Source organism: Pseudomonas fragi (assembly GCF_025426255.1).
Lineage (GTDB): Bacteria > Pseudomonadota > Gammaproteobacteria > Pseudomonadales > Pseudomonadaceae > Aquipseudomonas > Aquipseudomonas kulmbachensis.
The window spans coordinates 3,268,052-3,289,248 of sequence record NZ_CP104861.1 but is presented as its reverse complement, the minus strand read 5'-3'; the positions used below and the strand labels follow the sequence as shown (position 1 = coordinate 3,289,248).

Below are 21,197 nucleotides of genomic sequence, written 5' to 3'. Positions count from 1 at the left end.
GGCCTGTATCTCAACAAATTGTTTCTTACTGGTTGAAGCGAGGTTTTTTGCCTGCTGAGCTTGTTGTCCGAGCTGAGCTTATTACTGGCGTTTCGAGATTTAGGTTGCGCCCGGATGTGTTCTGCATCCCAAAAGATCTTGAGTCAATCCAAGCAGCATAGAAGGTATCGACCCAGAACCTCTCACCAAAGAAACGCCGGGTCGACAGAGCAATGCAGTTGTAGATCTACATCGCTAAAAGGGTGCTGAACCGGAGCCTCTCACCAAAGATCCTCCGGTCCAGCTACGACGATACACAGCACATGTACATCGGTCGTGGTCGTAGGATAGGGCGTGCCCTGTTTTATGGCTACACCGTAAAAGGGGTTTTTACGGTTATGAGTCGCATCGATCTATTACCGGACGCTGGTCCGGTGCTTTCATTGCGTCACGCGCTCTATCGCGCAGGACGTTCCTACAAGGGTGGTGTCACCGCACTTGCATTCGCAATGGTGATCGACAACGACTCCTTGCAGAAGAAACTCAAACTCGACGAAGAACGCCGCTGGCTTACGCCGGATGAGCTGGAGGAGGTGATTCGCCTCACGGCTGATCCGCGTTTGCTCGATGCCTTAGTGCGTCCAGCCGGGGCCGTTTGGTACAAGCCAACGCCAGTGCCTGCCACAAAAGAAGCGTTGAAGGCGGTAGGCAAATTGCTTCATGAATCTGGCGAGTTTGTGTCTTGCATGCACGACGGTGTGGCCGACGCAGTTTGGGAGGCGCACGAAGTCGTCATTCTAGAAAAGCGCGGTATGGATGTTATCCGCGAGGTACTGGGCATCATGGCCGGCGCACGCCAGGCAATGGAGGATCGCGATAATGGCTGACATCGTTGATCTGGCTAATGACTATGCGGATGAGTTTTTACAGCGCGCTTTGGAGCAACGTCAGCGTGCTTCTGCTTCCGTGGTCAGTGCATCAATCTGTGTTGATTGCGATGAACCTATCCCACAGCTTCGCCAGGAGAAGGTCAAAGGCTGCCAAACCTGCGTCAGTTGCCAAGAGTTGCGGGAGCGCCGCAGATGACCGATCGTTTTCACGCTGTGCCGATGGCTACATGGGCACGGCGCTACATTGACACCTTCAAACTGGCACTTGTTGCTATCGAGCCTGGCGATAAAGCCCCCAAAGGGTTGGGGTGGAATAAGCCTGGTGGTTACATCACCGATGCACAAGCCGCCGAAGCCTTCTGGACCGCGAATCCAATGCACAACCTTGGCGTGGTCTTAGGCCCGAGCCGTGTGTGCTCGTTGGACGTTGATGATGTCCAGTGGACACGCCACATCTTGTACGAGTTGCTCGGCCTGGACTTGGACGCAATGGCGCTGGTGTACCCGACAGTAGTGGGTAACCCGGCACGTTTTCGTATCCTGTTCCAGTTGCCGGATGGAATAGACCTCACGCGTCATTCGCTTGCATGGCCCAACGAAAACGACCCTGATGGGTCGATTTTTAAAGGTCTGATTGAGAAAGCCAAGGCTGCAAAAGAAGCCGGCGATCTCGATGGAGAAGCGGCTGCACGCGCCGATGCAGAGCCCTACAAGCGCTTCACGGTTTTCGAGTTGCGCGCAGGCTTGGTGCAAGACGTGTTACCTCCTTCGATTCACCCGGGTACTGGTAAACCGTATACCTGGCGTACACCACCCTCCGCTGAGGGCTTACCGGTGTTGACCAACGATCTGTTGGCCATCTGGCAAAACTGGGACATTTTCAAACGTGATGCCGAGGCTGCTTGCCCTTGGGCGCCGAAGGCTGAAAAGATCAAACCAAAGTCGAGCAAGGCGCCTGTCCATGTAACTGGCAACCGGCCTTCGGTGATTGATGAGTTCAACCGCAGCCATGATGTTGAAGAGTTACTGCGAACCCACGGTTACATCAAACGCGGTAATAAATGGCTTTATCCGCAAAGCAGCACTGGGGTGCCGGGTATCACCATCACCGATGACAAGCTGTATTCGCACCATGGCGCTGATCCGTTGGCCAATGGTCACCAGAATGATGCGTTTGAGGTGTTCTGCCTGCTTGAGCACGGCGGCGATCAGCCCAAAGCGGTTAAAGATGCTGCTCGCATGTTGGGTATGCAGCATTCGTCGCGAACTGATCAGCCTGATCTTCCCCCGACCCCATCCCATGATATGAGCGAGCAGGGCTCCGCTAATGTCGCTGTCAGCGATGCCGCTCCAACTCCTACTGGGGGCGCGGGGGAGGTGCTGACGCTCGATCACGCTCTTCGGCGATTTGCATTGGTAGAAGGAACTACGCATGTCTGGGACTTCGATCAGTCGAGAGTTATGAAAAGGTCGGCATTTGAGGCGCGAGTCGGTAAGCCTTTGGCGAAGCAGTGGCTGGAGGACACCGAGCGTCGAAAGCTGATATCCGATGAACATGTGCGTGATATCGAGCAGTCTCGACGCATGGCTGGCAAAAAAGGCGGTGCCTTCGGTATGCCGCCAACCGAGCGATACGTTTACATCGATGGTACGAAGGATGTTTGGGATCGCGAGAAAAAGCGGCGAGTAGCAGAGGGCGCTGTGAAGATGGCCCTCGGAGATACATACCCCTTGTGGTTGAACAGCAGCGAGCGTCGGGTGGTGGATGTTGACCATATCGTCTTTGACCCAACAATGACGAAAGACCCGCAGGTCTACATCAATACCTTCGATGGCTTACCGCTAGAACCGATCACTGATGAAGCTGCGTGCGAAAACCTGCGCTGGCTGATTTCTTTTCTCTGCAACCATGATCAGGATGCCGCTCAGTGGTTGACGCGATGGATGGCATATCCGCTCCAACACCTCGGCGCGAAGATGGACACGGCTGTTTTGATGCACTCGATCATGGAGGGCTCGGGTAAGAGTCTGCTGTTCGCCGATGCGATGGGCATGCTTTACGGTCAGTACTCTGCCACCGTAGGACAGACGCAGCTTGAAAGTACCTTCAACGCCTGGCAAAGCCGTAAGCTTTGGTCGGTGTTTGAAGAGGTCGTCAGCCGGGATCAGCGCTACAACCAAGTGGGCAAGATCAAGCACTTGATCACCGGCAAAACGGTGCGGATGGAATCGAAGTTCATCAATGGTTGGGAAGAAGCCAACCATATGAATGCGGTTTTCCTGAGCAACGAGATCCTGCCATGGCCCATCAGCGAAAGTGATCGTCGAATGCTGGTGATGTGGCCCGAGCATACTCTGCCAGAAGACCGGCAGAAGGCTATTGGCAAGGAGCTTAAAAACGGCGGGGTCGCTGCTCTGTATGGATGGTTGTTATCGATTGAGCTCGGTGATTTCGACCAGCGTACCCGGCCACCGAGTACAGCGGCACGTGAGCGTTTGGTGGCGTTGAGTCGTGCCGGGTGGCAAACATTCCTCAGTCTTTGGAAATATAACGAGCTGGGACGAGATCTGTGGGGCGTGTGCCTTTCTACAGATATTTATTCACTTTTCCTTGAGTGGTGTCACCGCAATAAAGAACACGTGATGAGTCAGACGAAGTTCTCGCTGTTCGTCGGTTCGGAAGTGGACAAGACCCGATCTATCCCCTGGACAGAGGGCAGTAACAGACGATTTGGTGCGTTTTTCTTTCCAAACGATCCCGGTGCTTCCCAGCCCCCATCACTGAAAGCGGCCGATCTGGGCAAAACGGTCGCCAATTGGCGTGCCCAAGCGAAGTTGGCCGGCTGGAGCGTGGACAGCTGGGAACACGTCAAGGCGGCTGCAGCATGACTGTACCCAAAAGTGTGTTGGGTGTGTCGGGTGTGTGTCGGGTTGGTTTTGGGTACTCCACACAGTTTCAGACCTTTATTCATGCGGCTTTCCGGCTGCTGTGTTGGGTGTGTTGGGTTTGTCGTCGCGCACGCGCATACGTGACGTTAATTGCACTGAAACGAAGACCTATATTTTTTTCTTATGCGAGGACCTATAAACCCAACAAACCCAACACACTCAACTCAAAGCTAATAAGGATATTGATTTTAAAGGAGTTTATTTGTGTTGGGTCTGTGTTGGGTTTGGTGATTTTTGTGCTGGGTTCGTTCTTTCGGGGGGAAGGGCAATGATCGAAGAAATTGAAGCGTTGATGCAGCATTGGGCCAGCCAGCACTGCCGCGTGGGTGACGGTGTTGGGTTGGGCAGCCCGATGGCGACAATCATGCAGTGGGGTGGCAGTGCGCCACGTGGTACGCCAGGATCGCGTGATTTGTTGATGGCGTCGGGTAGTGGTATGGATCACGTTGCAACTGAAGTAGCGGCGGCCCTTGCACAGCTTGAGCGGCAGTCTGAGAAAGGGGCTCAACTCGCGACCTTGGCTCGCAATCGCTATCTGCCACAGCCTGCATACTCGGTTCGCTCTCAGCTGCAACTGCTCGGACTTCGAGAGGATGCTGATCGGACGTATCGTAATTGGGTTCATCGTCTGCATCAGCAGGTTCAGCTGATTCTCGCAGTTCGCAGTGCCACAACTCGTGGCCTTGGCCAGCGCACTGGTGCACAAGAAACCAGCCTGATCAGAGCAAGAATGAGCAGGCGCGCCCGTAGCCACTAACTACCGTTCGTCTGGGCACTTTGTCGTATTGTGGTTGTATTGTGGTCGTTTCATGGTCGTTTGTAGGCCTACCGAAAATAGCCTCTTTTCGGTTTTTCCGGAGAGGGGTAAAACGTTCCCACGATATGAATTCTGCGCCTAAGCGCTCCCCGAGCACGTGCTGTGCACCTCGCCCTGGCATACACCAGCGCACTGAAAACCCTGCCCACCCCGGCGGGGTTTTCTTTTTTCAGCACCACGCGCCGCTCTTTGATTGAGGTCATACATGACAACAGAGCAACAAGCGTTAGCTGATATGCCGATCTGGCTGGTGATCGCACTGTCTTTGGTCGGTGGGGTGTCGGGTGAGATGTGGCGAGCGGACAAGGATGGCGCCCGGGGCTGGTCGCTGGTACGGCGCTTGGCCTTGCGGTCAGGTGCCTGTATCGGATGCGGGCTGTCCACGATGATGCTGCTGCATGCCAACGGCGTGTCGATCTGGGCGTCATCGGCGGTGGGCTGCCTCACGGCGATGGCCGGGGCGGACGTAGCCATTGGCCTTTACGAGCGCTGGGCAGCCAAGCGGCTCGGGGTTTGCGAGGTGTCGACCCCAAGCGACCGTTCTGAATAGTTGCTGGTTGTCGAAGCATTTGAGCTGACGGCTGAATACCCCGTGGATAATGTTTCCCAGAGTACCAGCGTAGGCAGATGCCTCAGATCAAATCGTGAAAGGGGAGTGCCTCTTCAATGGCGGTTGCCGCAGCTAATGCCATATGTTCGTGCCAAGGTCGCGCGACGATTTGCACACCTACTGGCAACCCCAAGTCGCAGGTCCCTGCACGAATAACCACGCAAGGCCAGCCAGCCAGGCTATAGGGCAAAGTGTGACTGAACAGGTCAGGCCGGGCATCCCCCAAGCGCGGTGCGGGTGCTGCGTCGACCGGGCACAGAATGATGTCGTAGCCTTCCATGAATCCCAGCATGGAGCTGCGAAACTGGTCCCAGTCTGTCAACAATTGTACGAACTCCGCTCCCGAGCCCTTGCTTATTGCCCAATAGCGCTCGGTAATGGCCCGAGAGTTGGCCAGAGCCGTAGGAAACGCCGAATGGATCACGGCACCCGCTTTCTGCAAAATGTCGGCCGCCGACTGCAGGGCTGCCTGTGTTGCAGCGTCAACAGGAGCAATACCGCCATCGCTGTACCAGGCGACTCTCATGCCCTGGAGTTTCGCGGTGCTGATGGAAGGTAGTGGCATCGGTATCACAGCTGCGTCCCGGCCATCCTCACCGGCGATTAATTGCAGTACTAAAGCCAGATCCTCCACACGCCGGGCCATTGGGCCAACTTGGCTGCGGTAGTCACTGAAGCCTCCTGGGTGATCGAATACTCCGGTGTTGGGTACGCGGCCACTGGTGGGTTTTAGCGTGCAGATGCCGCAAAAATGCGCAGGTACACGCAGGCTGCCACCCGAGTCACTTCCCAGACCCAATGGTGACAGGCCCGAGGCTATCGCCGCAGCTTCGCCTCCGCTGCTGCCTCCAGGGCCATGGGATAGAGAGTGAGGGTTACGAGTAGCGCCGTATACAGGATTATCGGTGACGCCCCCACCTCCACCGGGTGGGCAGTTGCTTTTGCCGAGTAAGATCCCTCCGGCGGCTTTCATGCGCGCAACCACGACTGCGTCCTGCTCCGGAACGTACGCCGCACGATCAGTTAAACCCACCGCCGATATCACACCACGAGTATCGAAAACATCTTTGACGGTGAAGGGGACACCATGTAGCAGTCCCCAATACTGACCTTGTGCAACGGCACGGTCAGCCTCCCACGCCTGTGCCAATGCCGACTCACCACACACCTGTACTAAGGCGTTTAGTGATGGGTTGAGCTTCTCGATACGTGCGAGGTAGGTAGAAACTATAGATGTGGAGGAGAGCTCACGCCTTTGAATCAATGCGGCAAGCTCGGAAGCCGAATGACGTGGCAATGAATCCGATAAAGACAATGGTGTTTGCTCCGGTCAGGACACTTGCTGTTGGCATCATGACAACGCTAAGTGCCGGTCAAAGCTAACACGACCCCTCTATGAGATACACGGGCAGCAACATGCCCAAACACCTTATAAACAAGTGTTTATAACATCTAGACCTGTCGATAAAGCCGGCGGGGTCCCTGTGGTTTTCAGACCTGTACGGGGCAGGAAACCCGCGGGAAATCGTTAGCCGCAGGGCTGGCAGCTTATTGAAATTCAATCCATTGAAATTGAAAGGCTTGCATTGAAAAGCCGTTGAAAAGGAGGGCTTGTGACAGACCCTATCTTTCTGTCGAAGAGCGCCTTTGCGGCCTATATCGGCAAGGCGCCGAGCTACATCACCTGGCTCAGAAAGAACAATCGACTGGTCCTGTCGACGGATGAAAGACAGGTCAATGTTGAAGAGACCATCGCACTGATCCGCGAAACCGCCGACCCCACTAAAGCCGCCGTCGCGGCTCGGCATCAAGAGGCCCGAGTGCAGCGCGACGTGATCAGCCAGTTATCCCCGCTGGTCGAATCCACGCCGAACATGGCTGCGCCGCAGCCCGTCATCGGCCCGGCGGGCAAGCAACCCGACTTCCAAAAGGCCCGCGCCCACCGCGAGTACTACCTGGCGCAACTGGCCGAGGCTGAATTCCACAAGGTTCAGGGTTCACAGGTCGAGCTGGAGGCAGTTAAAACCGGTGCCTTCAACGCGGGGCGCCTGCTGCGCGATCAGTTGCTGGGCATGCCCCCGCAACTGGCGCCGGAGTTGGCCGCCATGACTGACCCTTGGGAAATCGAGCGCCGTCTGACCGCTGCCATCCGTGCCTCGCTGGAGGACGCTGAGCGCATGTCCTCGGCTGACCTGGTTCACGCCCTCAACAACAAGAGCTAACCCATGCACACGGAAAACCCGAACGGTGCAGAGGTGTACCGCGAGGCGTATTTCCGTGGGCTACGGCCTGACCCTTCGCTGTGGGTCGACCAGTGGGCCGACGAGTACATGCGTATCCCGCGTGACACTGGCGCCGCCGAGCCCGGCCAGTACCGCACCTCGCGTACACCCTATGCCCGCGAGCCCATGCGCTGCCTGTCACCGGCTCACCCCTGCAAGCGCGTGGTCACGATGGTGGCCTCGCAGCTGATGAAAACCCAGATCGCATTGAACTGGATTGGCGGCTTGATCCATATGGTGCCGTCCAACATCTTGACCCTGCTGCCGAGCCTGAGCCTAGCCAAGCGGGTGTCGTCACGGATCGGCAAGACCATCAAGGCTACGCCGGTGCTGCGTGAGCGTGTCGCGGCCAACCGCTCGCGGGACGCACGCAACACGATGGACACCAAAGAGTTTGAAGGCGGTTCGCTGTACGTCACCACAGCCGGCTCTGCGGCCAACCTGGCCGAGTTGTCGGCACGCTACATCTACGGCGATGAGATCGACCGTTGGGATGTGGACGTGGGCGAAGAGGGCGACCCGATCGAACTGGCCGAAACCCGGGGTAGTACCTTCGGGCGCAACGCCAAGTTTTACTTCTCCAGCTCACCGACCATCAAGGGCGCCTCGCGTATCGCCGATCTGTTCGAGACCAGCGACCAGCGTTACTACTACGTTCCATGCCCGCACTGCGGCCATATGCAGGTGCTTGAATGGGAAAGCCTGCACTACTCGGCCGATTACAGCGTGGTGCATTACCAGTGCGCCGGGCCAGATTGCGACGTGCTGATAGAGGAGCATCACAAGGGCCAGATGCTGGCCAGTGGCGAATGGCGATCCCATGCCCAGGGCGACGGCGAAACCATCGGCTTTCACCTCAACGCCCTGTACTCACCGCTTGGCTGGATGGACTGGCGTTCGCTGGCCAAGCAATTTGAAAAGGCAAAGAAGGCGCAAAACCGGGGCGATCTGGAACCCATGCAGGTGTTCTACAACACCCGCTTGGCCAAGGTCTGGGACAGCGCCCAGGAGCAGACCAAAGCGGATGTTCTGAAAGAGCGCGCCCGCCGCGAAACCTACGGCCTAGGTTCTATGACCCTGCGCGTGCTGATGCTCACTGCATCGGTCGACGTACAAGCCAATCGCCTGGAACTGATGGTGATGGGCTGGGGTGTCGGCATGGAGCGCTGGATCATCGACTACCAGGTGATCTGGGGCGACCCGGCGGACGAGCGTACCTGGGCCGTGCTCGATGAAAAGCTCAAGGTGCGTTACCCGCATCCTTGTGGAGTCGGACTCGGCATTCTGGCCACCGCCGTCGACTCCGGCGGTCACCACACGGACGAGGTTTACCAGTTCTGTCGTATCCGTCGGTGGCGCAATATCTTCGCCATCAAGGGCGCGAGCAAGCCGGGCAAACCGGTTATTGCCCAACGCCCGTCAATGGTCGACGTCACCTGGAAAGGCCAGACCGAACGCAACGGCGCCGAGCTGTGGTTTGTCGGTACCGACACCGCCAAGGACTGGATCTACAACCGTTACCCGTTTGAAGAAGGGCCGGGCGCGCTGCACTTTGCCAACGACTTGCCGGACGACTTCTTCGACCAGTGCGTAGCCGAGCGCAAGGTGGCCCGCTACGTGCGCGGCCACAAGCGTATCGAGTGGGTGAAGGGTAAGGCCGAGCGCAACGAAGCGCTCGACCTGATGGTGTACTGCTTGGCGATGGCGCATTACCTGGGCCTGAACCGCTACAAGGAACATGACTGGGAGCGCATTCGCCAAGCCCTGGCGCAGGCCGGGTTGTTCGATGAGAAGCCCGTTCAGGCTGAACGTCTTGCACTTCCGGCCGCAATACCCGCGACACAACCTGTTGAAACGTCTGCACCCGAAGTAATGCCGGCCGCACCATCGCAGCCGGTTGCACGACCCCCTCAACGTCGCAGCTCCAGCAGCGGCTATCTCAAGAGACGCTGATTATGTCCTTTACCCAAAAGCACCTCGACGCGGTTGAGTCGGCCATCGCGCGCGGCGAGAAAACCGTGCGCTACGCCGATCGCACCGTGGAGTACCGCACGGTGGATGAGCTGCTCAAGGCCCGCGACCAGATCCGTACTTCGCTGGTCGCGTCCGCCGGGCCACGTTCAAAAGTGGTGAGGCTTTACCACGGAGGCAAGGGACTCTAATGGCACGCCAATATCCAACCCTGACCCGCAACGGTTTTTTGCTGCCGGAACGGATCAAAGCCAGTTATGAAGGAGCCGGAGAGGGCAGGCGTTCAGCCAGTTGGGACGCGCCCGATATTGGCATCAACAGCATCAACACCCCGGCCTTGCGCAACCTGCGGTCCCGTTCGCGGGCGGCTGTGCGTAATGACCCTTACGCCTTCAACGTAATCGACAAGCGCGTCAGCAACCTGATCGGTACCGGCATCACTCCGCGACCCAAGATCGAGGACGATGCCCTGCGCAAAGTGCAGCAGGAGTTGTGGGAGGACTGGGTTGATGAGTCGGATGCCGATGGCCTAACCGACTTCTACGGGCAGCAAGCATTGATCGCCCGCACCGTCGAAACCGCCGGTGAATGCTTTGTGCGTATACGGCCACGCAGCCTGGACCAAGATCTGGCGGTACCGCTTCAGCTTCAGGTACTGGCCCCCGAGTTTGTACCCCATGACAAATTTGAGCCGGCCAAAAACGGCAACAACATCCGTGCTGGGATCGAGTTCAACCCGGCTCATCAGCGGGTGGCTTACTGGATGTACCGCGTTCACCCCCGCGATGCCTCGTCGTTGAACGCCGGTTACAACCAACTGGTACGGGTACCGGCCGAGCAGGTTCTGCACATCTTTGAACCGGTCGAGCCTGGGCAGTTGCGCGGTGTGCCGCGATTGGCACCAGTACTCAAGCGCTTGCGCAGCCTGGACAACTACGACGATGCGGTGCTGTTCCGTCAGGAAGTGGCCAACCTGTTTGCCGGGTTTATCAGCAGACCGCCCCCCGAAGCCTCACAGCAACCCCGCGACCCGGTCACCGGCCAGTTGTTGACCGAAGACCGCGACGGCTTCACCCCGATGGTCGCGCTGGAGCCCGGCACCATGCAGGAGCTGGGGCCCGGTGAAGAGGTTGAATTTTCCAAGCCCCCGGACGCCGGCAACAACTACCCGGACTTTATGCGGCAGCAATTGATGGCCGCTGCCGCCGGTACCGGCACGCCTTACGAAATCCTCACCGGTGATATGCGCGAGGTCAACGACCGGGCGCTGCGGGTTGTGCTCAACGAATTCCGCCGTCGCCTGGAGCAACTGCAATTCGGGGTGTACGTGCACCAGTTGTGCCGCCCGGTTCGCGCGGCGTGGATGGACATGGCGGTGTTGGCCGGTCGCCTCAAACTGGACGATTACGCGCAGCGCCGTCGCGAATACCTGCGCACCCGCTGGGTACCGCAGGGCTGGGCCTATATCCAGCCGGTGCAGGACATTCAGGCGCGGATGATGGAAGTCAATGCGGGCTTTAACTCCCGCAGCGAAATGGTCCTGCGTTCGGGCTATGACGCTGAAACCGTGGACGCTGAAAATGCTGCCGATCAGGCTCGCGCCCGTGACCTGGGCCTCAACTACAAAACGCTCGTCGACCAGCCAGAACCGGCCGCCGACAAGGAGACACCATGAACAGGCTACGCATTTTCAATAAAGCCGGTGACCTACCGGCGCCGCAGAATAAGCACTGGTACAGCCTCAAGGCCAGCGGCGAGGCCGAGACCCGCAGCATTGAGGTCTATGTTTACGGCGAGATCGGCACCTGGGGCATCACTGCCAACCAGTTTGTCCGCGACTTGGCCGCATTGGATGACGGTGTGTCGCCAATTGTTGTGGCCTTTAACAGCATCGGCGGTGACCTGTTTGACGGCCTGGCCATTCACAACGCCCTGTCGCGGCTGGGCGAGCGTTGCACCGGCCGGGTGGATGCCCTGGCAGCCAGCGCGGCCAGTGTCGCGGTGTGCGGTGCTCACAAGGTCGTGATCGCAAGCAACGCGATTTTGATGATCCACAACCCGTATACCTATGCATCAGGCGATGCCGAGGATCTGCGTAAGGTTGCCGCCGTGCTGGACCAAGCGACGGAAGTCATCATTGCCGCCTACAAATCCAAGTCGCCCAACATTGACGAGGTGGAGCTGCGGCGCCTGGTTAACGCCGAAACCTGGCTCACGGCCAGCGAAGCGGTAGCCCTGGGTCTGGCAGATGAAGTGGGCGCGGGCCTCACCGTCAAAGCCTGTGTGGGCCAGGGCAGCGTGCTGCAGCGCTTTCAGCATGCGCCGCAGGCATTGCTGGCCCAGCTGGAAGATCCGCCCGAGCCAACCCCGGAGCCGATTCCGCCGGAGCCCGAAAAACCGCCCATTGCGGACTCGGCCAAGCTGGCCTTGTTGATCACCCAAAGCTGCAACGCGGCCGGGATCAGCAACCTGATCGAGTCGCTGATCAGCAGCACCAAACTGGCCGATGAGGCCACAGTTAATGCCGCGCTTACCAACGCCAAGGCCGTGCGCGACCTGTGCGTTGCTGCGCGTCTGCCGGAGTTCGCCCAGGAGTTTGTCGCGGCCGGGCTCAGTGCTGAAGCCGTGCGCGGCCGCCTGTTCGACAAGCTGGTCAGCGGCGGCGGTTTTGAAATCGACAACAGCCTGCCGATCAACGATGACCCGGCGCCGAAAACCCAGGCCAAACAGCCTGACACCAATGCGATCTATGCGGCCCGTCGCGCCGCCCAGACAGGGGTAAAAGCATGACCATTAAAAAAGAGCCGATCCACGCGGGTGAGTTCCTGCTGTCCGAAGGGGCCGGGAACATCTCTCGTGAAGCGATCAATGTGGCGGCTGGCTCTGCGCTGAATGCTGGCCAGGTCCTCGGTTTGGTGACCGCCTCGGGCGAATTCGCGCCTTATGTACCCACCGCCGAAGACGGCAGCCAGCACGCTGTCGCCATTCTGTTCGGCCCGCTGGGCGAATCCGACATCGTGCGCCGTGGTCGCGCGGTGGTTCGCCTAGCTGAAGTCAGCGAGGCGCATCTGACCGGGCTTGATCTCGAGGGTGAGAAATCCCTGGCCGAGCATTTTGTGATCGTGCGCTAAGCCGACCGCCCCTTTATTGCACCCCGCCATTGAGCGGGGTTTTTACTTTCTGGAGAGTCCCCTAATGGCCGATATCGCCATCTTTGACGACGAAGCGTTTTCTGTTTCGTCGCTGACCGCTGCCATCAATGAACAGCAATACCTGCCCGGACGCCTGAGCAGCCTCGGCCTGTTTCAGGAGGAAGGGATCACCACCCTGACCGTGCAGATCGAAAAGGACGGCGACACCCTGGCACTGGTGCCGGCCGGTGAGCGCGGTACTTCGGGTCTGGTTGTGGGTGCCAGCAAGCGCACCTTGATCCCCTTCAACACCGTGCACCTGCCGGAACGCTTCACGATCAAGGCTGACGAGATTCAGGGCATTCGTGCCTTCGGCACACGCAGCGAACTGCAAGCCGTGCAGGACGTGGTCAATGCACGCTTGCTCAAGGCGCGCCGCCAATTGGACGTCACCCATGAGTACCAGCGTATGGGCGCTCTGAACGGGCAGATCCTGGATGCGGACGGCAAGACGGTATTGCTCGATCTTTATCAGCGTTTCGGTGTGGACAAGCAAAGCTTGAAAATGGGTTTTGCTACTGCGGGCGTCAAGTTGCGCGTCAAATGTATGCAGGCCCTGGACAAGCAAGAGGAGGCCTTGGGCAGCACTACCACCAGCGGCTCCCGAGCGTTTTGTGGCAAGACTTTCTGGGAGGCACTCGTCACCCATGAGGATGTGGAGAAAACGTATACCAACACCCTGCAAGCTGCGGCATTGCGCGGTGATGCCCGAGAAGCATTTGAGTTCGGCGGCATCACTTGGGAACGCTACCGGGGTCGTATTGCGGGCCAGCCTTTTGTCCACGACGACAAAGCCCTGTTGGTCCCCGAAGGCGTCCCCGACTTGTATATCTCGGCCTTTGCCCCGGCCGACTATATGGAAACGGTCAACACCCAGGGCATCCCGTACTACAGCAAAATCGAGCCGATGCCGTTCAACAAAGGCATGGCCGGCGAAGCCCAGTCCAACCCGCTGCATATCTGCACCCGGCCTCGCGCCCAGATCCTGCTGGAGCTGTAACCGTGGGCATTCGTGATCTGGTGGCCGATATCGACAGCGTGATCTTCGACGTGCTGGGTGATACCGCGCGCATCGAAGGCCGCGCCGAGCCGGTGCTGGGGATGTTCTCGGCACCGTGGAAACAGCCGCAGATCGGTCGTCTCAATACGGGCCTTCGCGAGCCGCACTTTGTCGTGCGGCTCGCGGACTCTGATGGCCTGAACAAAGGGCTACTGGTCACCATCGACTTGCCCGATCTGGACGGAGGTGGTGACTACGAACTGCTGCAGCTGGAGCCCGGCGGCGATGGCCTGGTATCCCTGATCTTGAGGAAACGCGCATGAGCATTGGCAGCTTTAGTGAGAACAGGGCCAGTAGCGGGATGTTCAATATTCAGGTCTCGGCCGAGGATATGAAAGCATTTGCGGACTTGGCCACGTTGGTACCCAAGGCTGCTGCCAACGCGCAACGCCGCGCAATCAACAAAACCCTGGGCTGGCTCAGCACCCATATAGCCCGGGCCGTGGGCAAGCAGGAGCGGATCGCGGTCAAGGCGGTGCGGCAGCGTTTGCGCAGCTATCCGATCGCCGGCGGCGCAATGCGCGGCAAACTCTGGTTCGGGATCAACCCGTTGGAAGCCAGCCGGACAGGGCGGCCACGGCAGACCAAGGCTGGTGTATCGGTGGGCAGTCGTCGCTATCGAGGTGCCTTCTACAAAAAGGTGTATGGCAACCAGGCCGACATCTGGATTCGTACCGCCAGTAAACACTTCGCCCGGGCTGACTACCCAGACAGCGAAGTCACTTCGCAGACCGGGGCCAGCTCCGGTTTTGTGGGGGAAAACAGCGATCGTTTTCCGTTGGCCAAGGCCAAGATTTCACTGGATTCAGTACGGCCACATTTTGAAGCCTGGAGCCGCAAGGCCGATGAGCGCCTGCTGCAGATCCTCCGGCAAGAAATGAACTTTGAACTGCAGAAATACCTGAAGGGGACGCGCCGTGTCTGAGCAGCCGTTTAGCTTCGACCTGTTGTATCAAACGATTGAACAGCATCTGCAGGAGAAACTGTTAGGTGTTCAGTTGGTCCGCTTCTGGCCTGACATCGAGCAGCATATCCCGCTACCGGCAGTGTTTCTCGATATCGCCGAGATTGAGCCCGGTACCGATATCGGCACCGGGGAAAGCACACTGAACGTCACCTTTGAAGCGCGGGTGATTGTTGACGTGATCCGCGACCAGCATTACCAGCAGGCCATTCACCTGGCCACGCAACTGGCGGTGTTGTTGCGCACCCAGACGTGGGGCCTGGCAGTAGAGCCTGCCGAGTTCAAGCGTTCAACCCAGGACTGGACCCGCCCGGAGCTGGATGGTTACACCGTGTGGTTGGTCGAGTGGACGCAGACGATTTACCTGGGTGAAACGGAATGGCCGTGGCCGGATGAGAAACCCGGCTCGCTGGTGTTCAGCGTGGGCGGCGAGGTAGACCCATGAGCCACGCCCTTGCCGAGCACGACCGCATGATCGCGGGGGTGGTCAAGAGCTGCTATGTGGTTGCTCTGGATCTGACGGTCAGGCCACCCGTGTGCCGGGTGTCTGATGGTGAGTGGGTCAGTGCTTGGGTGCGCTGGCACAGTCAGGCAGCGGGCAAGGCACGGCACTGGCGAGTACCCAGTATGGGCGAGCAGGGCGCTTTGCTCAGCCCGAGCGGTGACGTGTCACAGGGCACCTTTGTGCCGGGTTTGTTTGGCGATGCTGGGGCAGCCCCGGATAACCGCGATCACGTCGAGTGCTGGCTGTTCGACGATGGTGGGTCGCTGACTTACGACTGGCAGGCCCACAGTTACAGCATTGTGCTGCCGACCGGCTCGGTGGATATCAAGGTCGGCGGGTCGTCGGCGACCGTTACGGATAGCGCCGTAATGGTGAAGTCTGGGCATATCACTCTGGATGGTCCTTCGCTGCTCAAGGGAGACGTAGAGATCGACGGGGACGTGTTGATCAAAGGCGCATTACACGCAACGGCTGATATCAGCACCGATGGAACGCTGATCGATGTTGCCGGCAACTCAAACCACCACACTCATTAAAACCAACCTTCAACCAGCCCGCCCTGTGCGGGTTTTTTTCTGCCTGGAGAAAACGATGACGAGCAAACCCGTCTCGATCGACAAGCCTGTCAGCCCGGTCGTTTACCGCGACCGGGCCTTTATTTCTCGCACATTGGTGATGCCCGGTGGGCGTTTATTGAATGTCAGCCAACATCACATCGAAGCGCTGGACATCCAGGCGCAGGCCTTTCTCGATAAACACCCCGACTTAGAGCGTCTGCCGGAGTAGCCCCATGATCGGAATGGACCGCCACACCGGGCAGCCTATCTCGGGCCTCGATCACCTGCTGCAGTCCATTGAAGACATTTTGACCACGCCTCTGGGGTCGCGGCTGATGCGTCCCGAGTACGGCAGCACGATCCGCCGCTTTGTCGACTTGCCCGTTTCCGAGGGCTGGAAAAGCGCCGTGCAGGCCGAAGCTGCCCGCGCCCTGAGTCGCTGGGAGCCGCGTCTGGAGCTGACCCGGGTTCAAGTCGTGTCCGTGCTGAGCGGGCGTATCACCTTTCGCCTGTCGGGCACCTTTCTGGGCGACAGCAAGCTATTGGATGTGACTGTATGAGTACTCTGGACCTGTCCCGCTTGCCGGCGCCGATCGTGCTGGAGCCGCTGGATTTTGAGGCGCTGTATCAAGAGGCACTGACCGATTTTCGCGCCTTGATGGGCAACAACTGGTCGGCACCGATTGAGTCTGAACCGGTGGTCAAGCTGCTTGAAAAGCGCGCTTACGACAAGATGATGGAACGGGCACGGATCAATGACGCGGCCAAGGCGCTGCTGTTGGCGTTTGCCCGGGGCAGTGACGTGGACCATCTGGCGGCCAACTACAACGTCAAGCGCCTGACCGTGGTCGAGGCTGATCCCGCTGCCGTGCCGCCGATCGAGGCGCAATACGAGTCGGACGACTCTCTGGTCGAGCGCACGTTGCTGGCCTTTGAGGGCATGTCGATCGCGGGGCCACGGGATGCTTATGTGTTTCATGCGCTGTCGGCGGACGGCCGAGTGGCGGATGCCCGGGCCAGTAGCCCGAGCCCGGCCACGGTGCTGGTCAGCATCCTGAGCCGCCTGGGTGATGGCAAGGCCCCGGCGGACTTGCTGGAAAAGGTGCGGGTCGCGCTCAGTGATGAGGACGTGCGCCCCGTGGGTGATCGCCTTCTGGTGCGGTCGGCCGAGCTGGTCGACTACAAGATCGAGGCGGTGCTGTACCTCTACCCTGGTCCGGAAATGGAGCTGAGTCTGGCCGAGGCCAACGCCTCACTGGAGCGCTATGTGAACACGCAGCGCCGACTGGGGCGGGATATCCGCAAATCAGCCATCCATGCCGCGCTGCATGTTTCCCGGGTGCAGCGGGTCGAGCTGATACACCCGGCGGCGGATGTGGTGGTGCTGGATACGCAAGCGGCCAACTGCATCAAGGCCAGCGTAGTAATCGGTGGCACTGATGAGTGATTCCAGCCTGTTGCCGAGCAATCGCGTGTCGCTGGAACAGGCGCTTGCCCAGCTTTCGACGGGTGACGTCGAGCTGGCCAACGTGCTGCGCCAAGTCCACTCGGTCGAGAACTGCCCGGCGGCACTGCTGCCGTGGCTGGCCATCCAGCGCAGTGTCGATCGCTGGGACCCAGAATGGTCCGAGACGATCAAGCGCAAGGTGGTCAAGGATGCGTTTGAAGTCCACAAGCGCAAGGGCACCGTGGGCGCGCTGCGCCGGGTGGTCGAGCCGTTTGCGGACATTCTGGATATCACCGAGTGGCACGAGCTGGAGCCGATGGGCGAACCGGGCACGTTCACCATGAGTCTGGCCCTGTTCGACAGCGGCCTGAGCGACACGGCCATTGCCGAGCTGGAACGGATGATCAACGACACCAAGCCGGTCAGCCGGCATCTGGTGGGCCTGAGCATCACCTTCAGCCCGGACGGCACCTACTACATCGGCGCCGGTATTTCTTCGGGTGACGAGGTGACTATTTCATCACCTGAGCTGTGGTCGGACGACCTCGACCTGATCAATCTGGAGCTGTCGGCCAACGACCTCTATTACTTCTCCAACTTCGCCTTACCGGGCCTGATGAGGGTTACATGAGCGAAATGTCTGACCGCCAACGGGCGGCTATCGAGCTGATGGAAACAGCAGCGCAAACGGCCCATGACATTGTTCACCTGCCGGCGGACGTGGTTGTCGAGACCGCTTCCGGGCCTTCGCCCACGCTCCTGGCACTGGCCAAGATGATCACCGACTTGACTGGCGGCCTGTTGCTGCCGCGCAAGAAAAAGATCCAGTCCGCAGGCGCCGCTCTGGCTCTGGACGTGGCCTACACGAACGGCGTGTCGTTCTTCGACGTGACGCTGGATAAGCCGCAATGCCTATTCAGCTTTCTCAATACCGATGTGCCAGCGGGTTACACCTGGTCATTCACCGTGCGCCTGCGTCAGGGCACCGGGGCGAATAAGGTCACGTTTCCGGCCAGCGTTCACTGGTCAAGCAAGCGCCCGCCAGTGCTGGCCTACGAGGCTGGCACGGCGGATCTGCTGACGTTTATCTCAGACGATAACGGCTGGCTGGGCATTTCTGATGGGAGTTGGTTCGATGTTTCCGTCCCCGCTTAACAGTCGTCTCCCGGCCAGTAACAAAACCGGCCTGAATAATGCGCTAAGCATGATTGAAGGCCATCACCGTTTTCTCAAGCACAGCACCGGCGACACCAACGACGCCACGCTGCAGCATTACGCGCAGAACCTGCAGGGCGTTCTGGCTAACAATCGGCACTTTATCGCGCACTCGCAAATGGAGTATCAGCCCAACGGCGACGGCACGACCGAAGGTCAGGCGTTGCACATCCTCGGCTATGCCCATGCTTATCTTGCGACCAAGGACCAGCGCTTTCTGGACGCGGCGGTGTGGCACTGGGAGGCTTACGAGGCATTTTTCTACGCGGGTCAGCCGATCCCTGAAACTCCCCAGCGACGCATAGCCAACTGGATCGTCAATTCAAAAGAGCCGGTGTTGGCCAACTGGCCGATCGATGCTGCCGAGCCCACCCACAGCGGGTTCAAGGGTGTTCCCTTTGCGTTCGTCAATGGTGCCCTGAGCATCCCCCATGGCGAACCGCACTGGGGTGAGTATCTGGACAAGGCCACCTTTGCCTTTGACGGCGCCTTGGCCTGGGAGGCGATCAACGCCACGGTGCAGGCGGTCAAGGAAGACGGCTCGATTGACTGGGACAAGACGGGCAGTCAGTTCGATGTGGACTGGATCATCGCGTGGACCGGGCAAAAGATTAATGCCGATGGCGACGTGCTTTCTGATGGCCACCCGCTGGAAGAGCGCGGGCAGGTCCAGCTCAAAAGCGCGACGGTGAACGGGGAGCACAAGCTGAACTACGCCACCCGGCAACCCGTTGAACACGGCGGCTACTTGATCCCGCGTAATGCCGTCCAGCACAACCGGCCGTTGCATGTGCCACTGCTGGGCAGCGTTAACCAGATGGGCAACGCGGCGGACGGTGAGCAGTGGTACATGGACGCCTGCTACATGCTCTGGCGAATGACGGGCGAAACCCGCTACAAAAAGGCGATGGATGCCTGCCGCTTCACCGCCCATGAGTACACGCAGATCGACTCAAGCGACCGTTTTTTTCGCCAAAGCCGCACCGAGCTGACCCCTTACACGGACGGCATTGCCTACCAGTTCAGCTACCCGAGCGATGCAGAGCCGGTGATCAACCGCGACTCAATGGGTTACATCACCGTGGATTGCGCCGAGGCGGCGCAAGTGTCCCTGGAGCAGCAGGCGGTGTGGTTCAGGATCAGCAAGGACTCACTGGTACGCACCTGTTACGGCGGCGTGGACACCTTCAATGCGCCGCTCAATGCCAAGGTCGAGCTGGTGGTGTCGCCGAGCAAGGTCGAGGGCAGTGGGATCAAGTACAGCTGTGCGCTGCCCAAGTCGGTGTCCAACATTGAAGTGGTCGCCCACGATATCCCGCTGAGCAGCTTTACCCGGCTGAGCAAGGATGACGGCTCTGAGTACATCATGGCCGACCTACGCGCCGTCTCGCACTCGGACGATATCGTGTCTGAGGAAGGCTACGAGCCGGGGATTTTTGAAGGGCGCGGCGGCAACGTGGTCAGCTCGCTTTTCCCCACTGATGACGGCTGGTACAGCGTCGGGCACTGGCTGTTGCCGACCGAAAAGGCTCCGCTGCAGAGCATCACCTACCGCGCTGACGGCAATTTCAATCTGCGCATTGTCGATGCTGACGGGTGGCGCTGGTGGTGGATGTTGCCGGCAACGGCGGGTGCCTGGGTCACGCTGGTGATCCGCCCCGAGGACGCCACGCTGTCGGGCTACCAGCCCGGGGCGGCAGATCGTTCCGAGCCGGCGGCGCCGGTATACACCGAGGTCGAAGGCTTTAGTGTCCTGATGGATGACAGCTCAGACACCAATCTGACGTTCTCTTATTACTGCATCAATGACGTGCCCCCAGCCTTTGCAGCCGAAGATGGCTACACGCTGAACTACCGGCTGACGGTCAAGGGGCAGGCCAAGTTCAGGGCGCTGGTGGGCGACTGCACCATCCTGCAGTACCGCGACGACTCTCTGGCGTACTGCCCGGGCGTGATCCCGTTTTCCAACATCTACGCCGAGGGCACCGACCAGATCGGGGCTTGGCACGGTATGCCTTACCCGGGCTATCAGTACCCACTGATTTACTGCATCGACCCGTTTAATGAGTACGGGTCGAAGCTCAATCAGATGGTCGAGTTTCTGTATGACTCGCAGCAGTGGTACGCGCAGAAATTCGGCCAGTTGGGCCCGGGCGCCTCGGCCTATGTGTGGAACCGCTGGGACAACTACAAGTACGGCGATCCGGATACCTGGACCATGTACCACTGGGGCACGGGGACTGCGTGGAGTGGCTACCAACCCAGGGCAATGATGGGCGCCTGTCGGGCGTGGTACGAGCTGGTCAGTCAGGGTCGGCCAGTCCCGGTGAAATTGAAGGCCTATGCCGAGAACTGGTTGGCCTGGTTGATCACCTTCACCAAGACCTCGGGCGGGATCTTGCCCACCGACTTTCCCATGACTGGCTTGCCGCAACCGGACCCTGACGATTTCACCGGCCATGTAACCGGGCTGTGGTTGGCCGGTGCCTGTCTGGCGGGTTTGGCGGGCTGTCAGGTGGCGGGGCTGGATGATCTGATCGAGGCCTGCGTGACCGAGCTGCAGAACAATTATGTCGTCACCCCGGTGCCGGGTCAGCCCATGAACGGCTGTTGGTCGCCGGCGGTGCGGCTGGGCACGGATAACGGCATGTTCTTCGGCTTTTGGGCCGGGGAGATTCTGCGTGGCCTGGGCTTGTACATCCTGTACCGCAACCTTGGCCCTGGGGCGAATATCTACGGCGCTCCCATGCCGCTGTAACT

The 21,197-nt window shown here is 59.3% G+C and carries 23 protein-coding genes; 22 read left to right on the top strand and 1 reads right to left on the bottom strand.

Going from position 1 to position 21,197, the window contains the following annotated elements; translation table 11 throughout:
• Nucleotides 1-377 precede the first annotated feature (377 nt).
• The 5 genes from N7D90_RS15120 (at nucleotide 378) to N7D90_RS15100 (ending at nucleotide 5,185) form a co-directional block, all read left to right on the top strand.
• A complete protein-coding gene (locus N7D90_RS15120) occupies nucleotides 378-866 on the top strand; it encodes a phage regulatory CII family protein (RefSeq protein ID WP_146427179.1) in 489 nt (162 codons plus the stop codon).
• Nucleotides 859-1,065 (top strand): TraR/DksA C4-type zinc finger protein, encoded by a 207-nt coding sequence (locus N7D90_RS15115; RefSeq protein ID WP_073514855.1) that lies wholly within the window; start codon nucleotides 859-861, stop codon nucleotides 1,063-1,065. The genes N7D90_RS15120 and N7D90_RS15115 overlap by 8 nt, the downstream gene beginning before the upstream one ends.
• The gene (locus tag N7D90_RS15110) at nucleotides 1,062-3,758 is read left to right on the top strand and encodes a bifunctional DNA primase/polymerase (RefSeq protein WP_261738773.1); all 2,697 of its coding nucleotides are present in this window, start codon (nucleotides 1,062-1,064) and stop codon (nucleotides 3,756-3,758) included. The genes N7D90_RS15115 and N7D90_RS15110 overlap by 4 nt, the downstream gene beginning before the upstream one ends.
• Nucleotides 3,759-4,086: 328 nt before the next feature.
• Nucleotides 4,087-4,575, top strand: coding sequence for a hypothetical protein (locus tag N7D90_RS15105; RefSeq protein WP_261738772.1), 489 nt, complete (start codon nucleotides 4,087-4,089; stop codon nucleotides 4,573-4,575).
• A 265-nt stretch (nucleotides 4,576-4,840) separates the two neighbouring features.
• Nucleotides 4,841-5,185: a phage holin family protein gene (locus N7D90_RS15100; RefSeq protein WP_261738771.1), complete on the top strand. Its 345-nt coding sequence runs from the start codon at nucleotides 4,841-4,843 to the stop codon at nucleotides 5,183-5,185.
• A gap of 82 nt (nucleotides 5,186-5,267) precedes the next feature.
• Here N7D90_RS15100 and N7D90_RS15095 read toward each other — a convergent pair whose 3' ends face one another.
• Nucleotides 5,268-6,509 (bottom strand): amidase, encoded by a 1,242-nt coding sequence (locus N7D90_RS15095; protein ID WP_261742456.1) that lies wholly within the window; start codon nucleotides 6,507-6,509, stop codon nucleotides 5,268-5,270.
• A gap of 349 nt (nucleotides 6,510-6,858) precedes the next feature.
• Between N7D90_RS15095 and N7D90_RS15090 the strand changes: the two genes are divergently transcribed.
• The 17 genes from N7D90_RS15090 to N7D90_RS15010 all read left to right on the top strand — a co-directional run bounded on the left by N7D90_RS15090 (nucleotide 6,859) and on the right by N7D90_RS15010 (nucleotide 21,195).
• A complete protein-coding gene (locus N7D90_RS15090) occupies nucleotides 6,859-7,467 on the top strand; it encodes a terminase small subunit (RefSeq protein ID WP_261738770.1) in 609 nt (202 codons plus the stop codon).
• 3 nt (nucleotides 7,468-7,470) lie between these two features.
• Entirely contained in the window at nucleotides 7,471-9,480 is a 2,010-nt protein-coding gene (locus tag N7D90_RS15085) for a phage terminase large subunit family protein (RefSeq protein WP_261738769.1), read from the top strand.
• Nucleotides 9,481-9,482: 2 nt separating this feature from the next.
• Complete coding sequence (locus N7D90_RS15080; protein WP_094992971.1) at nucleotides 9,483-9,689, top strand: phage head-tail joining protein; 207 nt, start codon at nucleotides 9,483-9,485, stop codon at nucleotides 9,687-9,689.
• Entirely contained in the window at nucleotides 9,689-11,173 is a 1,485-nt protein-coding gene (locus tag N7D90_RS15075) for a phage portal protein (protein WP_261738768.1), read from the top strand. Before N7D90_RS15080 ends, N7D90_RS15075 begins: the two co-directional genes overlap by 1 nt.
• Nucleotides 11,170-12,288, top strand: coding sequence for a head maturation protease, ClpP-related (locus N7D90_RS15070; protein ID WP_261738767.1), 1,119 nt, complete (start codon nucleotides 11,170-11,172; stop codon nucleotides 12,286-12,288). Before N7D90_RS15075 ends, N7D90_RS15070 begins: the two co-directional genes overlap by 4 nt.
• The gene (locus N7D90_RS15065; protein WP_261738766.1) at nucleotides 12,285-12,629 is read left to right on the top strand and encodes a head decoration protein; all 345 of its coding nucleotides are present in this window, start codon (nucleotides 12,285-12,287) and stop codon (nucleotides 12,627-12,629) included. Before N7D90_RS15070 ends, N7D90_RS15065 begins: the two co-directional genes overlap by 4 nt.
• A gap of 64 nt (nucleotides 12,630-12,693) precedes the next feature.
• Entirely contained in the window at nucleotides 12,694-13,689 is a 996-nt protein-coding gene (locus N7D90_RS15060) for a major capsid protein (RefSeq protein WP_159259507.1), read from the top strand.
• A gap of 2 nt (nucleotides 13,690-13,691) precedes the next feature.
• Nucleotides 13,692-14,012, top strand: coding sequence for a hypothetical protein (locus N7D90_RS15055; protein ID WP_261738765.1), 321 nt, complete (start codon nucleotides 13,692-13,694; stop codon nucleotides 14,010-14,012).
• Nucleotides 14,009-14,674, top strand: a complete 666-nt coding sequence (locus tag N7D90_RS15050) for a phage tail protein (protein ID WP_261738764.1) — start codon at nucleotides 14,009-14,011, stop codon at nucleotides 14,672-14,674. The genes N7D90_RS15055 and N7D90_RS15050 overlap by 4 nt, the downstream gene beginning before the upstream one ends.
• Nucleotides 14,667-15,158 (top strand): hypothetical protein, encoded by a 492-nt coding sequence (locus N7D90_RS15045; protein WP_261738763.1) that lies wholly within the window; start codon nucleotides 14,667-14,669, stop codon nucleotides 15,156-15,158. Before N7D90_RS15050 ends, N7D90_RS15045 begins: the two co-directional genes overlap by 8 nt.
• Nucleotides 15,155-15,754, top strand: coding sequence for a phage baseplate assembly protein V (locus N7D90_RS15040; RefSeq protein WP_261738762.1), 600 nt, complete (start codon nucleotides 15,155-15,157; stop codon nucleotides 15,752-15,754). Before N7D90_RS15045 ends, N7D90_RS15040 begins: the two co-directional genes overlap by 4 nt.
• Before the next feature lie 55 nt (nucleotides 15,755-15,809).
• Nucleotides 15,810-16,004: a hypothetical protein gene (locus N7D90_RS15035; RefSeq protein WP_261738761.1), complete on the top strand. Its 195-nt coding sequence runs from the start codon at nucleotides 15,810-15,812 to the stop codon at nucleotides 16,002-16,004.
• Between the two features lie 4 nt (nucleotides 16,005-16,008).
• Entirely contained in the window at nucleotides 16,009-16,335 is a 327-nt protein-coding gene (locus tag N7D90_RS15030; protein WP_261738760.1) for a GPW/gp25 family protein, read from the top strand.
• Nucleotides 16,332-17,222 carry a baseplate J/gp47 family protein gene (locus N7D90_RS15025; protein WP_169846523.1) on the top strand — a complete coding sequence of 297 codons (891 nt, stop codon included), beginning with the start codon at nucleotides 16,332-16,334 and terminating at the stop codon, nucleotides 17,220-17,222. The genes N7D90_RS15030 and N7D90_RS15025 overlap by 4 nt, the downstream gene beginning before the upstream one ends.
• Nucleotides 17,215-17,853 (top strand): phage tail protein I, encoded by a 639-nt coding sequence (locus tag N7D90_RS15020; RefSeq protein ID WP_073514838.1) that lies wholly within the window; start codon nucleotides 17,215-17,217, stop codon nucleotides 17,851-17,853. The genes N7D90_RS15025 and N7D90_RS15020 overlap by 8 nt, the downstream gene beginning before the upstream one ends.
• Nucleotides 17,850-18,377 (top strand): hypothetical protein, encoded by a 528-nt coding sequence (locus N7D90_RS15015; RefSeq protein ID WP_261738759.1) that lies wholly within the window; start codon nucleotides 17,850-17,852, stop codon nucleotides 18,375-18,377. The genes N7D90_RS15020 and N7D90_RS15015 overlap by 4 nt, the downstream gene beginning before the upstream one ends.
• Nucleotides 18,358-21,195: a phage tail protein gene (locus N7D90_RS15010; RefSeq protein WP_261738758.1), complete on the top strand. Its 2,838-nt coding sequence runs from the start codon at nucleotides 18,358-18,360 to the stop codon at nucleotides 21,193-21,195. The genes N7D90_RS15015 and N7D90_RS15010 overlap by 20 nt, the downstream gene beginning before the upstream one ends.
• Nucleotides 21,196-21,197 lie beyond the last annotated feature (2 nt).

What these genes read in the sequence shown, in the direction of transcription:
- N7D90_RS15110 (WP_261738773.1), top strand. Translation starts at nt 1,062, where the DNA reads ATGACCGATCGTTTTCACGCTGTGCCGATGGCTACATGGGCACGGCGC.
- N7D90_RS15010 (WP_261738758.1), top strand. Translation starts at nt 18,358, where the DNA reads ATGTTTCCGTCCCCGCTTAACAGTCGTCTCCCGGCCAGTAACAAAACC.
- N7D90_RS15085 (WP_261738769.1), top strand. Translation starts at nt 7,471, where the DNA reads ATGCACACGGAAAACCCGAACGGTGCAGAGGTGTACCGCGAGGCGTAT.
- N7D90_RS15120 (WP_146427179.1), top strand. Translation starts at nt 378, where the DNA reads ATGAGTCGCATCGATCTATTACCGGACGCTGGTCCGGTGCTTTCATTG.
- N7D90_RS15100 (WP_261738771.1), top strand. Translation starts at nt 4,841, where the DNA reads ATGACAACAGAGCAACAAGCGTTAGCTGATATGCCGATCTGGCTGGTG.
- N7D90_RS15035 (WP_261738761.1), top strand. Translation starts at nt 15,810, where the DNA reads ATGACGAGCAAACCCGTCTCGATCGACAAGCCTGTCAGCCCGGTCGTT.
- N7D90_RS15015 (WP_261738759.1), top strand. Translation starts at nt 17,850, where the DNA reads ATGAGCGAAATGTCTGACCGCCAACGGGCGGCTATCGAGCTGATGGAA.
- N7D90_RS15020 (WP_073514838.1), top strand. Translation starts at nt 17,215, where the DNA reads ATGAGTGATTCCAGCCTGTTGCCGAGCAATCGCGTGTCGCTGGAACAG.
- N7D90_RS15060 (WP_159259507.1), top strand. Translation starts at nt 12,694, where the DNA reads ATGGCCGATATCGCCATCTTTGACGACGAAGCGTTTTCTGTTTCGTCG.
- N7D90_RS15065 (WP_261738766.1), top strand. Translation starts at nt 12,285, where the DNA reads ATGACCATTAAAAAAGAGCCGATCCACGCGGGTGAGTTCCTGCTGTCC.
- N7D90_RS15105 (WP_261738772.1), top strand. Translation starts at nt 4,087, where the DNA reads ATGATCGAAGAAATTGAAGCGTTGATGCAGCATTGGGCCAGCCAGCAC.
- N7D90_RS15025 (WP_169846523.1), top strand. Translation starts at nt 16,332, where the DNA reads ATGAGTACTCTGGACCTGTCCCGCTTGCCGGCGCCGATCGTGCTGGAG.
- N7D90_RS15030 (WP_261738760.1), top strand. Translation starts at nt 16,009, where the DNA reads ATGATCGGAATGGACCGCCACACCGGGCAGCCTATCTCGGGCCTCGAT.
- N7D90_RS15075 (WP_261738768.1), top strand. Translation starts at nt 9,689, where the DNA reads ATGGCACGCCAATATCCAACCCTGACCCGCAACGGTTTTTTGCTGCCG.
- N7D90_RS15040 (WP_261738762.1), top strand. Translation starts at nt 15,155, where the DNA reads ATGAGCCACGCCCTTGCCGAGCACGACCGCATGATCGCGGGGGTGGTC.
- N7D90_RS15115 (WP_073514855.1), top strand. Translation starts at nt 859, where the DNA reads ATGGCTGACATCGTTGATCTGGCTAATGACTATGCGGATGAGTTTTTA.
- N7D90_RS15080 (WP_094992971.1), top strand. Translation starts at nt 9,483, where the DNA reads ATGTCCTTTACCCAAAAGCACCTCGACGCGGTTGAGTCGGCCATCGCG.
- N7D90_RS15070 (WP_261738767.1), top strand. Translation starts at nt 11,170, where the DNA reads ATGAACAGGCTACGCATTTTCAATAAAGCCGGTGACCTACCGGCGCCG.
- N7D90_RS15050 (WP_261738764.1), top strand. Translation starts at nt 14,009, where the DNA reads ATGAGCATTGGCAGCTTTAGTGAGAACAGGGCCAGTAGCGGGATGTTC.